Source organism: Acidovorax sp. 210-6 (genome assembly GCF_010020825.1).
Classification (GTDB): Bacteria; Pseudomonadota; Gammaproteobacteria; order Burkholderiales; family Burkholderiaceae_C; genus Simplicispira; species Simplicispira sedimenti.
In genome coordinates this window covers 2,056,104-2,069,314 of the sequence record NZ_JAACJE010000001.1, presented here as the reverse complement: position 1 = coordinate 2,069,314, position 13,211 = coordinate 2,056,104, and the positions used below count along the sequence as shown (strand labels likewise).

General features: G+C 68.3%; 13 protein-coding genes. 1 reads left to right on the top strand and 12 read right to left on the bottom strand.

The features are described from left to right. Positions 1-61: 61 nt before the first annotated feature. The 11 genes from GWK50_RS09525 to GWK50_RS09475 form a co-directional block, all read right to left on the bottom strand. Positions 62-1,090, bottom strand: coding sequence for an Ldh family oxidoreductase (locus GWK50_RS09525; RefSeq protein ID WP_162016290.1), 1,029 nt, complete (start codon positions 1,088-1,090; stop codon positions 62-64). Next, complete coding sequence (locus GWK50_RS09520; protein WP_162016289.1) at positions 1,087-2,397, bottom strand: FAD/NAD(P)-binding oxidoreductase; 1,311 nt, start codon at positions 2,395-2,397, stop codon at positions 1,087-1,089. Before GWK50_RS09520 ends, GWK50_RS09525 begins: the two co-directional genes overlap by 4 nt. Next, positions 2,394-2,636: a (2Fe-2S)-binding protein gene (locus GWK50_RS09515; protein ID WP_197905057.1), complete on the bottom strand. Its 243-nt coding sequence runs from the start codon at positions 2,634-2,636 to the stop codon at positions 2,394-2,396. The genes GWK50_RS09520 and GWK50_RS09515 overlap by 4 nt, the downstream gene beginning before the upstream one ends. 14 nt (positions 2,637-2,650) lie before the next feature. Further along, on the bottom strand, positions 2,651-3,757 hold the full coding sequence (locus GWK50_RS09510; protein ID WP_242455338.1) for an FAD-binding oxidoreductase: 1,107 nt from the start codon (positions 3,755-3,757) through the stop codon (positions 2,651-2,653). Further along, positions 3,754-4,686: a 4-hydroxyproline epimerase gene (locus tag GWK50_RS09505; protein ID WP_162016286.1), complete on the bottom strand. Its 933-nt coding sequence runs from the start codon at positions 4,684-4,686 to the stop codon at positions 3,754-3,756. Before GWK50_RS09505 ends, GWK50_RS09510 begins: the two co-directional genes overlap by 4 nt. Positions 4,687-4,761: 75 nt before the next feature. Beyond that, positions 4,762-5,895 (bottom strand): branched-chain amino acid ABC transporter substrate-binding protein, encoded by a 1,134-nt coding sequence (locus GWK50_RS09500; RefSeq protein ID WP_162016285.1) that lies wholly within the window; start codon positions 5,893-5,895, stop codon positions 4,762-4,764. Between the two features lie 295 nt (positions 5,896-6,190). Next, positions 6,191-7,681 (bottom strand): NAD-dependent succinate-semialdehyde dehydrogenase, encoded by a 1,491-nt coding sequence (locus tag GWK50_RS09495; RefSeq protein WP_162016284.1) that lies wholly within the window; start codon positions 7,679-7,681, stop codon positions 6,191-6,193. A 59-nt stretch (positions 7,682-7,740) separates the two neighbouring features. After that, the gene (locus tag GWK50_RS09490; protein ID WP_162016283.1) at positions 7,741-8,727 is read right to left on the bottom strand and encodes a TRAP transporter substrate-binding protein; all 987 of its coding nucleotides are present in this window, start codon (positions 8,725-8,727) and stop codon (positions 7,741-7,743) included. A gap of 28 nt (positions 8,728-8,755) precedes the next feature. Beyond that, positions 8,756-10,021 carry a TRAP transporter large permease gene (locus GWK50_RS09485; RefSeq protein ID WP_162016282.1) on the bottom strand — a complete coding sequence of 422 codons (1,266 nt, stop codon included), beginning with the start codon at positions 10,019-10,021 and terminating at the stop codon, positions 8,756-8,758. 19 nt (positions 10,022-10,040) lie between these two features. After that, positions 10,041-10,673, bottom strand: coding sequence for a TRAP transporter small permease (locus GWK50_RS09480; protein ID WP_162016281.1), 633 nt, complete (start codon positions 10,671-10,673; stop codon positions 10,041-10,043). Positions 10,674-10,693: 20 nt separating this feature from the next. Next, entirely contained in the window at positions 10,694-11,608 is a 915-nt protein-coding gene (locus tag GWK50_RS09475) for a dihydrodipicolinate synthase family protein (RefSeq protein WP_162016280.1), read from the bottom strand. Between the two features lie 221 nt (positions 11,609-11,829). On the opposite strand from GWK50_RS09475, the gene GWK50_RS09470 reads away from it, so the two are divergent. Further along, the gene (locus GWK50_RS09470; RefSeq protein WP_162016279.1) at positions 11,830-12,423 is read left to right on the top strand and encodes a lysophospholipid acyltransferase family protein; all 594 of its coding nucleotides are present in this window, start codon (positions 11,830-11,832) and stop codon (positions 12,421-12,423) included. A 205-nt stretch (positions 12,424-12,628) separates the two neighbouring features. On the opposite strand, the gene GWK50_RS09465 is transcribed toward GWK50_RS09470, so the two are convergent. Beyond that, complete coding sequence (locus tag GWK50_RS09465) at positions 12,629-13,078, bottom strand: Lrp/AsnC family transcriptional regulator (protein WP_162016278.1); 450 nt, start codon at positions 13,076-13,078, stop codon at positions 12,629-12,631. Positions 13,079-13,211: the final 133 nt, after the last annotated feature.

Genomic DNA, 13,211 nt, shown 5'->3' with positions numbered 1-13,211 from the left:
CCTTGTGGTGACGCGCATCTTAGTGCCTGGTGCATTGGCACCCTGGAATGCACACCATGGCTCATTCGGCCAAGGCCAGGATTTCGGCGTACAGCGCGCGCGGCACGGCCACGCCTTCGGCCAGGCTGCGTGCGCGGGCCTCGTAGCGGCGCTGCGAGGGCAGGCGCGCGCCCTGGCCGGTGATGGCGGCGAACATTTCCTCGGCGCGCTGCTGGTGTTCAGCCGGGTCGCCGCCGCTCAGGCGGGCCGGGTCGAAGGCCAGGATCAGCTCGCCATGGCAGGGCGCGGCGCCGTCGCCCGCGTCGAAGGCCAGCGACTCGCGGCTCATCCAGTCGCCGATCAGGGCGCCGGCCATCAGCTCCACCATGGCCGACAGGGCAGAGCCCTTGTGGCCGCCAAAGGCCAGCATGGCGCCCTGGGCGATGGCCACGGGGTCGGTGCTGGGCTTGCCCTGGGCATCGACGCCGCAGCCCGGCGGCAGCGGCTTGCCGGCGCGCCGGTGCAGCTCCAGGTCGCCACGCGCGATGGCGCTGGTGGCAAAGTCGAAGACGAAGGGCGTGGGCCCCGGGCGCGGCCAGCCGAAGGCGATGGGGTTGGTGCCAAACACCGGCTGGTGGCCGCCTGCGGGCGCCACCCAGGCGTGGCTGGGCGTGAGCGCCAGCGCGGCCAGGCCGTGCGCGGTGATGGCCTCGATCTCGGGCCACAGCGCCGAGAAATGGAAGCAGTGCTGGATGACCAGTGCCCCCAGGCCGTGCGTGCGCGCGGCTTCCACCAGGGCGGGCAGCCCGCGCTCGAAGGCCAGCGGCGAGAAGGCGTAGCGCGCGTCCACGCGCACCACGGCGCCGCTGGCGGGCGCGAGCACGGGCTCGGCCTGCAGGTCCACCTTGCCCGCGCGGATGGTGTGCGCGCAGGTGACGAGGCGGTAGACGCCGTGCGACTGGCAGTCGTCGCGCTGCCCGGCCACGATGGTGCGGGCCATGGCCTCGGCATGCGGTTGCGACAGGCCCTGGCGCCGCAGCACGCGGCAGGCGAGGTCGTGCAGCTCTGGCAGGGGAATACGAACCGTGTCGGTGGCGGGGGCGTTGCTCATGGGGTGCTTTCGTCGTTGCTGCAGCTGGCCAATGTGGCGACGCGCGCGGGGGCCAGCAGGTGGCGCGCGGGTGCGGGCGTCCAGCCGAAAAGGAATTGTGTGGCAGCGCCGCACACGCGGCCCTGGCAGGGGCCCATGCCGCAGCGCGTGTGGAGCTTGGCGTCGATCCAGCTGCCGCGTTCGCTCAGGTCGGCGTGGCGCACATCCTCGCAGCGGCAGACCAGAGTGTCGGGGCGGGGCAGGCTGCGCAGCCGGGGCGAGAGGGCGAAGTGGTGGTGCAGCGCATCGGCAAAGCCCTGCCAGCGTGCCCGCTGTGGGGCCAGGGCCAGCGCGGCGGTGGTGTCGCCCACGGCGGCGTGGCCCGCCATGGCGCCTTCGACGAGCGCCTTCTCGCTGCCGCCAAAGCCCGTGCATTCGCCAGCGGCGAATACGCCGGGCACGGCGGTGGCCTGCACTGCGTCCACGGCCAGGCCCAGCCGGTCATTGAGTTCGCAGCCCAGCATCTGGCCCAGGTGGGTGTGGGGCACCAGGCCAAAGCCACAGGCCAGGCGGTCGCATGCCAGCACCTCCTCGCCCGCGCCGCGTTGCAGCCGCACCGACTGCACCTGCTGCGTGCCCGTGGCCTCCAGCACATGGCTGGCGGCGCGCAGGGCCGGGTGCAGCAGCGGCAGGGCCTGCACGGCCTTGGCGGGCCAGCGCGGCAGCTGCAGGCCAAAGCCCACAAGCTGGCTCCACGGCGCTTGCTCGGCGATGCGCAGCACCTGGGCGCCGGCTTCGCGCGCCGTGTGCGCGGCGGCCAGCAGCAGCGGGCCGGTGCCCGCGATGACGATGCGCTGGCCGCGCACGGGTAGCCCGGCCTTGATGAGCGCCTGCAGGCCGCCCGCGCCGGTGACGCCGGGCAGCGTCCAGCCGGGGAAGGGCAGCAGCAGCTCGCGCGCGCCGGTGCACAGGATGAGGCGGCCGCAGTGCTGGGTCCAGCCCCGCTCGCCGTCTTCCAGCAGCAGCGCGGGCGCGTCGCCCGGCTGTGCGCCGCCGCCCAGGCCCACCACGCGCGTGCCGGTGAGCACGCGCACGTTGGGGGCTGCGGCGAGGCGCTCGCGGTGCGTGCGCGCCAGCGGCGGCAGGTGGGCGCCGGGGCCGTCGCGCCAGATCTGGCCGCCGGGGGCGGGGTTGTCGTCCACCAGCACGATGGCGGCGCCGCTGGGCGCGGCGGCCAGCGCCGCCGCCATGCCGGCTGGACCGGCGCCGATGATGAGGATGTCGCAGCGCTGGATGGGCGCGGCGGGGGATTGCGGTGCGCTGTTCATGGGCGTTGCGTGGCGGTGTCGATGCGCATGCCTTCGCGGCAGACCGTCTGGCAGGCGAGTTGGCGGCGGCCGTCGATGGTGACGCGGCATTCATGGCAGATGCCCATGCCGCAGAACGGCGCGCGCGGCTCGCCGCTGACGGACAGGCGTGAGCAGCCCGTGGGCGTGGCGGCCAGCGCGGCGGCCACGCTGCTGCCCGTGGGCACGGCCAGCGCCAGGCCGTCGATGTGGATGTGCACGGAGGAAGTCATGGTCACAGGCCGAAGCGCGTGGCGGCGTAGGGTGCGGGGTTGAAGGGCGGCGTGGCGCCCGTGATCTGCGCGGCGATGAGCCGGGCCGTGGCCGGGGCGGTGGTCACGCCCAAGCCTTCGTGGCCCACGGCCAGCCACAGACCCTCCTGGCCGGGGTGCGCGCCGATGAGCGGCAGGCTGTCGGGCGTGGCGGCGCGAAAGCCCGTCCAGGTGCGGATGATGGAATGATCGGCCAGGCCGGGCGCATAGTCGAGCGCGCGGCGCAGCATGCGCGCGAGGATGGCGTTCTCCACGGCCGGGTCGGTGGTGTCGAACTGGCGCGACGAGCCGAGCAGCAGTTGCCCCGTGGGCCGGGGCTGCAGGTTGAAGGCCACCGAGGTGCCGTCGCTGTGGTGCGCGCTGGTGATGTAGCCCAGCTCCACGAGCTGGTGGCGCAGCAGGCCGGGGTGGCGTTCGGTGATGGCCAGATGCCCCTTCTTGGGGCGGATGGGCAGGCCGGGGCACAGGCGCGGGGCCTCGATGCCGGCGGCCAGCAGTACGGCGCCCGCGCTGCGGGTGCCGCCATCGGCCAGGTGCACGGTGCGGCCCGCGATGCGCGTGACCTCGGCCTGCTCGACGCGGATGGGGCGCGGCGCGTGCGCCAGCAGCCATTCGGCGGCGTTGGGAGCGTAGACCACGCTGTCGCCCGTGACCTTGAGCGCGCCCGCCAGGCCGGGGCGCAGCAGCGGCTCGGCGGCGGCCAGTGCGGCGGGGCCGAGCAGCTCGCAGGCAATGCCGTGCGCGCGCAGGCGCTGCTGCTTTTCCTCGGCGGCGGCCATTTCCTCGGCGTTGGCTGCCACCCACAGCGTGCCGCAGTTCGTGAACTGGCAGGCGGGCTGGTCGGCCGTCATGCGCGGGCCCCACTGGTGCCAGAGGTCCAGGGACGACTGGCTCAGCGCCAGTTCGGCGGGGTTGTCGTCCATCACCACGAGGTGGCCCATGCCCGCGTTGGTGGCGCCGCCCTTGCGCGCGTCGATCACATGCACCGAGAGGCCGGCGGCGGCCAGCTCGTGGGCGCAGGCGGCGCCCACGATGCCGGCGCCGATGACGATGACGTCGGCAGGGGTCACAGACGAATGCCCCATCCGAACGGGTCGTCCGCTTCGATCAGCAGCGTGGCCTCGGCGCTCATGTGGGCGCGGCCGCGCAGCGTGGGGATGACCTTTCCGTCCACGAGTTGGTAGCTGGCGTCGAAATGGCTGCCGATGATGCTGGCCTGGCGCCACACCTGGCCGGGCTGCAGCTTGCCGTCGGCGGCAAGGCAGGCGAGCTTGGCGCTGGTGCCGGTGCCGCAGGGCGAGCGGTCGTAGGCGCGGCCGGGGCAGAGCACGAAGTTGCGGCTGTCGAAGTGCGCGTCGTCGGCGAAGAGCTCCACATGGTCGATGATGCCGCCGTCGTCGCCGCGCACGCCCTGGGCTTCAAGCGCCTGGCGGATGGCCCAGGCGAAGTCGGTCAGGGCCTCGATGTTGCAGCTCTCCACGCGCTGCTGGTGTTCGGTGACGAGGAAGAACCAGTTGCCGCCCCAGGCGACGTCACCGGTCACGGTGCCATGTCCGGGCACCTGCACCTGCAGGCGGTGGTGCAGGCGGTAGGCGGGCACGTTGCGCACGCTGACCGAGCCGTCCTCGTGCAGGGTGGTGGTGACGGTGCCCACGGGGGTTTCGATGCCGTGCGTGCCGGGCTGGATGCGGCCCAGGTAGGCCAGCGAGGCCACCAGGCCGATGGTGCCGTGGCCGCACATGCCGAGATACCCGGTGTTGTTGAAGAAGATCACGCCGGCGGTGTTCGCCGGGTCCTGCGGCGCGCAGAGCAGGGCGCCGACGATCACGTCGTTGCCGCGCGGCTCCAGCACCGTGGCGGCGCGCCAGGCGTCGTGCTGCTGCGCCAGCAGGGCGCGGCGTTCCATCATGCTGCCCGTGCCGAGGTCGGGAAAGCCGTCAATCACCAGCCGCGTGGGTTCGCCGCCGGTGTGGGAGTCGAGGATCTGGATGCGTTTCATGGGGAGTCCCTCAGAGATGGGTGCCCGATATCGGTGGCGTGCCCATGGCCCCGCCGTGGGCCATGGGCGAATCGTTTAGTGGCTGGCCACCGGGGTGGGCTTGCCGCCCTTGAAGGTGTTGACCACCGTGGGGGCCTTCAGGCGGTTACCCTTGTCGTCGTAGCCGTATTCACCCAGCACGCCCTTGTAGGGGTTCTTGCGCATCCAGTCGCCGACCTTGGCGGGATCGATGGAGCCGCTCTTTTGCATGGCTTCGCCGATGAACATGACCTGGTCGTAGTAGGCCGGGCCATACACGTCCGGGTTTTGGCCAAAGCGCTTCTTGAACTTGTCCTGGAAGGCCTTGGTGGTGTCGTTGGCGTCCATCAGCATGCCGGCGTAGGCGCAGTACACAAAGTCGTTGACCGCGTCGCCCGCAAGCTTGGCCACCTCGGGGCTGCACAGCGTGTCGCCACCCAGCAGCTTGGCGCTGATGCCCAGCTGCTTCATCTGGCGTGCCATGGGGGCGGCCTGGGGCGCGTAGCCGCCGTAGAAGATGGCCTCAGGCTGCTTGCCCTTGAGGCTGGTCAGGATGGCCATGAAGTCGGTGGCCTTGTCGTTGGTGAACTCGCGGCCGACGATGGTCAGGCCCAGCTTCTGCGCTTCCTTGGCGAACTCCTCGGCCACGCCCTGACCGAAGGCGGTGCGGTCATCGACCACGCCGACCTTCTTCACCTTCATGACATTGGCGGCGTAGGCGGCCATGTTGCCACCGATCTGCGAGTCGCTGGCGATGATGCGGAACAGGTTCTTGTAGCCGCCTTGGGTGACCTTGGGGTTGGTGCCCACGGTCGAGACCATGGCGCCGCCGCCGTCGTACACGCGCGAAGCGGGGATGGCCACGCCCGAGCAGTAGGGGCCCATGACGTACTTCACGCCGGAGTCCACGAGCTTTTGCGCCACGGCCACGCCGGTCTTGGCGTCGCACTGGTCGTCCTCGGAGATGACCTCGAACTTCAGGGTCTTGCCGCCCACGTTGATCTTGCGGGCATTGAGCTCTTCGACCGCCAGGCGCACGCCGTTGTCGTTGTCACGGCCGGCGAAGGTGTTGGGGCCGGACAAGGGGCCGCTGTGGCCGATCTTGACGATCTGCTCCTGCGCGAACGCCGAGGCCGCGCAGGCAATGGCGGCGGCGGCCACGAGGGTGTTTTTCAGGGAGGGAAATTGCATGGTGAATTCCGGTAAGGGTTGCGGAAAGGATGCCCTGGGGCTCAGGCGGATGGTCCTGGTCCCATGGGCGACAGTGTCTGGATACAGACGGATGCGGTTCGCACCGCGGCCGAGAGTCTGCAAGAGTTCAGCACTGTCATGAACCAGTTAAATATATTAATAAAATATCTGAAAACACGCACCAGGGTTTCCACTGAGGCCTGCCAAGTGGGCACAAGGCTAAATAAGCCTCTAGCCCTTTCATGGAACGCGTCTGTAGCTCCTTAATTCATAGCAATCCTGGCTCCCCGATGGCTCACTTGAGTATGTCCCCCAAACACAAATACTTGATCTCGACATAGTCATCCATGCCATGGTGCGAACCCTCGCGCCCCAGGCCGGACTGCTTGACACCGCCAAAGGGCACATGCTCGGTGGCCAGGATGCCCACGTTGATGCCCACCATGCCGTACTCCAGCGCCTCGCTGACCCGGAAGATGCGGCCCACATCGCGGCTGTAGAAATAGCTGGCCAACCCGAACTCGGTGTTGTTGGCCGCAGCAATGGCCTCCTGCTCGGTCTTGAACTTGAACACCGGGGCAAACGGCCCGAAGGTCTCCTCGCGCGCGCAGAGCATGTCGGGCGTGGCATTGGCCACCACCGTGGGCTCGTAGAACTGGCCCGAGCCCAGGGAGGACAGGCGCTGGCCGCCGGTGAGCACCTGGCCACCCTTGGCCACCGCATCGTCCACATGGCGCTGCACCTTCTCCAGCGCGGCTTCCTCGATCAGCGGCCCCTGGTTCACCCCCTCCTCAAAGCCATTGCCCACCTTGGCCGTCCGGACCTTGGCGGCGAACTTCTGCACGAACTCCTCGTACACACCCTCCTGCACATAGAAGCGGTTGGAGCACACGCAGGTCTGGCCGGCATTGCGGTACTTGCTGGCAAAAGCCCCTTCCACAGCGCTGTCGATATCGGCATCGTCAAACACGATGAAGGGCGCGTTGCCGCCGAGTTCGAGCGACATCTTCTTGACCGTGGGCGCGCTCTGCGCCATGAGGATGCGGCCCACCTCCGTGCTGCCGGTGAAGCTGATGTGGCGCACCGTATCGCTGGCGCACAGCACCTTGCCGATGGCAATCGAATTGGCGCTGTCGGCCGAGAGGATGTTGAGCACGCCGGCGGGAATACCCGCGCGCACCGCCAACTCGGCAGCGGCCAGGGCCGTGAGCGGCGTCAGCTCGGCCGGCTTGATGACCACCGGGCAACCCGCGGCCAGGGCCGGGGCCACCTTGCGGGTGATCATGGCCAGGGGGAAATTCCAGGGCGTGATCGCCGCGCACACGCCGATGGGCTGCTTGAGCACCAAGAGGCGCCGGTTGTTGTCGAACTGCGGCAGGGTCTCGCCATTGACGCGCTTGGCCTCTTCGGCAAACCACTCGACAAAGCTGGCGCCATAGGCGACCTCACCCTTGGCCTCGGGCAGGGGCTTGCCCTGCTCGGCGGTCATGATGCGGCCGATGTCGTCCTGGTGCTGCATGAGCAGGTCATACCACTTGCGTAGCAGGATGGAGCGCTCCTTGGCGGTCTTGGAGCGCCAGGCGGGCCAGGCCGCGTTGGCGGCGGCGATGGCGGCCTGGGCATCCTGGGGGCCGAGGTTGGCCACGTCGGCCAGCTTCAAGCCGGTGGCCGGGTCGTGCACGGCGAAGCGGCTGGCTCCGCTGATCCACTGGCCGTTGATGAGGCCATCGGTTTTCAGGAGCGAAGGGTCGTTGAGCAGCGAGAGCGGAGAGGTACGGGTGTCCATGGCGATGCGGTAGGAAGGTGGGGCGTGGCCCGGGCGGTGCCCGGACCACGGGAGCGTGGTTACAGGGCGGCGCCGACCTTGCGCAACTCGGCGATCTGCGGCGCCTTGGGCAACCAGATCTTGTCGAACTCGCGCGCCAGCTCGGCCACGTCCAGGGTGGGCTCGGTCTTGATCGGGAAGGGAACTGCCTTGAATTTCTCGATCAGGCCCAGCTCGGTGGTCACGATGTCGCGGATCTGCGCGTCGAGCGACTGGCGCACCAGGCCCCGGATCAGTTCGCGGTCCGGGGCGCTCAGGCCCTGCCAGACGCGGCCCGAGACCAGCGGCGCGAAGAGCATGAACAGCGCGTTCATCTGCAGCATGGACTTGGCCACCTTGTCGAAGCGCTGGTTCCACGAAAACTCGATGTCGGCCTCCAGTCCGTCCACCTGGCCATTGGCCATGGCGTCGAACACCTGCGGCGTGGGGATGGGCGTGGGCGCGGCGCCCAGCTGCTGGTAGAAGTCGCGGTACACCGGCGTGGGGTTGATGCGCAGCTTCATGCCCTTGATGTCCTTGGTGCCGCCGATCTCGCGGGTGGAGAACACCACGCGCATGCCGGTGATGCCCCAGCCCAGGCCGATGGTGCCGGTCTCGCGCGGCAGCACGTCGAGCAGCTTGAGCGAGGCCTCGTGGCGCACCAGCCGGGCCACGTCGGTGGTAGAGCGCACCAGGTAGGGCGCGTTGATCGAGGCGATGCTGGCCACGCGCGAGCCCAGCTCGGCGGCCTGGATCCAGCCCATGTCCAGCGCACCGGTCTGCAGCTGCTGCATCATCGCGGCCTCGTTGCCAAGCTGACCCGAGTGGAACACCGTGGCCGAGAGGCGGCCGCCGGTTTCCTTCTTGAGCGACTCGCCGAAGGCCAGCGCGGCGCGGTTCCACGAATGGCCCGCGGGCGTGATGAGCCCGAGGCGGAATTCCTTGGCCTGGGCGCGGGCCTGGCCGATGAAGGCGGGGGCAGCCAGCGCGGCGCTGGCCTGGACGAAGTGGCGGCGGGACAGGTTCATGGTGCAATGCCTTTCGTGGGTGGGAGGATCAATCAAGGAGGCCGAGGGAGAGACTGGGGAACAGCGACAGCAGCACCAGCGCGGCGCAGCAGATCAGGAAGAAGGGCAGGGTGACGAGGAACATCTTCCCGGGCTTGGCGCCCGTCACGGCGGCCGCCACGAAGAAGCTCAGGCCGACGGGGGGCGACATCAGGCCCAGCACCAGGTTCACCACCACCACCACGCCGAAGTGGCGCGGGTCGATGTGGTAGATGTCGGTGGCGATGGGCAGCAGGATGGGCACGGTCATGATCAGGCCCGGGATGCCGTCGATCACGGTGCCGATCACCAGCAGGATCACGTTGGTGATGAGCAGGAAGCTCACCGGGTCCTTGGCCACGGTCTGGATCCAGGCGGCGGCGGCCTGCGGCACCTTGCCGTAGATCAGCAGCCAGGAGAACACGGCGGCCGCCGCGACCAGGAACAGCACGATGGCCGAGTACACGGCGGAGCGCAGCAGGATCTGCGGCAGCATGGAAAAGCGCAGTTCGCGCGTCACGAACCGGCCCACCAGCGCCGAGACCACGGCGCCCACGGCGGCCGATTCGGTCGGGTTGGCGATGCCCGCGAGGATGGAGCCGACGATGACGATGGGAATGAGCAGCGTGGGCGAGGCCAGCGCGATGGTGCGGGCGCGTTCGCGCAGTGTCTTCTTCTCGCTGCGCGGGTAGTTGTAGACGAGCCCCATGCAGGCGATGACGATGAAGAACAGCAGCGTCAGCAGGATGCCGGGCAGGATGCCCGCCATGAGCATGTCGCCCACGGCCACCTGGGCCAGCACGCTGTAGACCACGAACATCACCGAGGGCGGGATGATGGGGCCGAGCATGCCCCCGTAGACCGTGACGCCGGCGGCGAAGGTCTTGTCGTAGCCCTGCTTCTCCATCTCGGGCACCATGATCTTGGACATGATGGCCACCTGTGCCGTGGCCGATCCGATGATGGAGGCCAGCATCATGTTGGCCAGCACGTTCACATAGGCCAGGCCGCCGCGCACGGCGCCGACGAAGCCCATGGCCAGATCGACCAGGCGGCGCGTGATGCCGCCGCTGCCCATGATCTCGCCGATCAGGATGAAGAGCGGGATGGCGATCAGGCCGTAGCTGTCCACGCCGCCGAACATCTGCGAGGGAAAGGACTGGAACAACACCGTGGCGTCGGTGGCGAAGATATAGACGATGCCCGCGAGGCACAGGCACACGCCGATGGGCACGCCCAGCAGCATGACGGCGAGGAAGAACAGGCCAGTGGTCATGGTGTCGGTCCGTGCGGGTTCAGTTGACGGTTTCCTCGGCGTTGCCGAGGTCGAAGCCGGCGATGGCGGCGCGGGGCCGCAGGCCCAGGTCCTCGACGAGGTTGGCCGCCGCATGGAGGGTGAAGCACAGCGCGAACAGCGGCAGCACGAGCTGCACCACCCAGGTGGGCCAGTTCAGGGTCTGGGTGCGTTCGGTGTAGAGGAAGTTGAAGCTTTCGGCCGCGTACTCGCGGGCGTCGAAGCCGTGGCGCGCGATGCCCACGGGGTCCATCCACACCCAGCACATGGCGATCAGCGCGCAGCCAAAGAGGAACACGCAGGCGGTGGACAGCGCCTTGAGGCGGCGCGCATGGCGCTCGCCCACGGCGTCGGTCAGCAGCGTGACGGCGAAATCCAGCCGCAGCCGCGTCATCGTGGAGGCGCCGACGAAGCACAGCCACACCACGAGGTAGACCGCTGCTTCGTCCACCCAGTAGATCGGTACGCCGGAATAGCGCGTGGCGACGTTGAGCAGGATCATCAGCGCGAGCAGGCCCATGAGTGCCATCAGGGCCAGGCGCTCGGCCCGCAGGATCGCGGCCGAGGCGCGCTGGATCCCGCGGGCCCAGCCATGGCCGGGCGTGCTGTCCGGGGTGGGGCTGGAGGAGGGCATGGCTGGGCTCCGTGGCGGTGTCAGGCGACCGAACGGTACTGGGCGGGGCGGTTGGCCAGGGCCTTCTGCACCACGGCGGTGACGAACTCGCGTTCGGCACCCACCAGCGGCATGCGCGGCAGGCGCACATGCTCGGTGCCCACGCCGACCAGCGCGTCGATGAGCTTGAGGTTCTGCACCAGCTTGTTCGACACGTCGAGGTGCAGCATGGGCGTCATCCACTGGTACAGCGCCAGGGCCTCGGCGAACTTGCCGGCCTTCATCAGCTCGTACAGCGCCACGGTTTCGCGCGGGAAGGCGCAGCCCACGCCGGCCACCAGGCCGTCGCAGCCCAGGGCCAGGGCTTCATAGGCCAGGTCATCCACGCCGCAGAAGATCTGGTAGCGGTCGCCCACGGTGTTGCGCAGGTCGGTCACGCGGCGGATGTCGCCCGTGCTCTCCTTGACGGCAACCACCTGCTCGCAGTCGGCCAGCTCCAGCATGTGCTCTGGCTTGAGGTCCACGCGGTAGGCGACGGGGTTGTTGTAGACCATCAGCGGCTTCTGCGCGGCCTTGGCCATGGCGCGCACGTTGGCCATGGCTTCACGTGCGTCGGCCACGTAGATGACCGAGGGCATGACCATGTAGCCATCCACGCCGAGCTTGTTGGCGCCATCGATGTAACGCAGCGCTTCGCGGGTGCTGGTTTCCGACACGTTGGCCAGCACCGGGATGCGGCCGCCGCTGGCTTCGATGGCGATGCGGGCCACTTCGAGTTTCTCTTCCAGCGTCAACGTGCTGGCCTCGCCCAGCGAGCCGCAGGTGACGACACCATGGATGCCGTTGCGGATCTGGAAGTCGATGTGGCGGGCCGTGCCTTCGGCGTCGATGCGCTCATCGGGGTGGAACTTGGTGGTGACGGCGGGGAAGATGCCTTGCCAGCGGGTCGTGCTCATGGATGGAACTCCTGTGGGTGGGTGAAACGGTGGATCGTCGATCGTTGTTAAATATATTAGCAGAATATTTAAAATATCTTCGTAAGGGTTAACGCTGAGACGCACGGGGGCGGCATTGTTGGCCTATGTCAGGGCGAGGCGGGGTGGCACTGATACACTCGCGCCCGTTTGTTGCAAGAAGTATCAAGATCGCCCTTGGTGCATGCACAGCCCTTGTTTCCATGCGCCACCGCACCATTTTTGATACCCCTGTTGTCAACACCTTGCTGCGCAGCCTGTCGATGGCCTTGCTACGGCTCGGCGGCTGGAAGGTGGAGGGCAGCCTGCCCCCGCAGGCGGCCAAGAGCGTGCTGATTGCCGCACCACACACCAGCAACTGGGACCTGCCCTACACCCTGATGCTGGCCTTTGTGCTGAATCTGCGTGTGTACTGGATGGGCAAGCAGAGCATCTTTCGCGCGCCGTTCGGGGGGCTGATGCGCTGGCTGGGGGGCATTCCGGTCAACCGCAGCCAGAACAGCAACCTGGTTGCCAGCTCGGCCCAGGCCATGCGCGAGGCCGAAGGGCCCATGCAGCTCATCATTCCGCCCGAAGGCACGCGCGGGAAGACGCGCCATTGGAAAACGGGCTTTTACTTCATCGCCCAGCAGGCAGGCGTTCCCATCGTGCTGGCATTTGTGGACTATGGCCGCAAGGTGGGCGGCCTGGGGCCGTTGTTTGAGCCCACGGGCGACGTAGAGGCCGACATGGCCCGCATCAAAGCGTTCTATGCCCCCATCCAGGGCAAGAATGCAGACCAATTTGATGTTGAATGAAATTGGCCTCCAGCGCTTATTGAGTAAGCGTCAGTAGCTATAAAAAATAGAGCGTTTACCGGGCGTTACACAACGTCTGCATAGGCGCTTGCCTGCGCAACAGCCCCCGCGCCAGGGCCGCCCCGCCACGCTGGGGGCGTCCCCCTGCCCGCAGCGCGCAGCGCTGCGAGAGCAGGGAGAAGGCGCGCGGCGCCACAGGGGGGTGTTACCCAATCCCGCGGCGGTCAATCTTGCGGCTGAGCACGATGCTGGTTTGTGTGCGGTGCACGCCATCGGTTTGACCGATCTGATCGAGCAGGGCGTCGAGTCGCTCGTGGCTGGGGCAGCGCAAAAAGGCCAGGTAGTCAAACGGCCCGCTCACGGCCGACACCTCCTCCACCTCGGGCATGGCGGCCAGGGCGCGCAGCACCTGGGGGGCCGATTGCGGCAGTACGCTGAGGCTGCACCAGGCGCGCACGGTGGCCTGGTCCATGCGCGTGCCCAGGCGCACACCGTAGCCCGCCACCACGCCTTCGCGCTCCAGCCGCGCGATGCGCGACACCACGGTGGTGCGCGCCAGCCCCAATTGCCTTGCCAGGGTGGCGGTGCTCTCACGGGCGTTGGTCTGCAGCAGGCTCAGAAGCTGGCGATCGGTCTCATCCAGGGTAGGGTGCATGGTGTGTCGGGCAATTTCGTCGGAATGACGAATAATAAATCCGTATTCGCTGAATTGCACGCTACACATTGACAGTGCCAGGGTCTAGCATCTCCCAAGGCCGCACGACGGCCGCCATCCAACAAAACGAGGA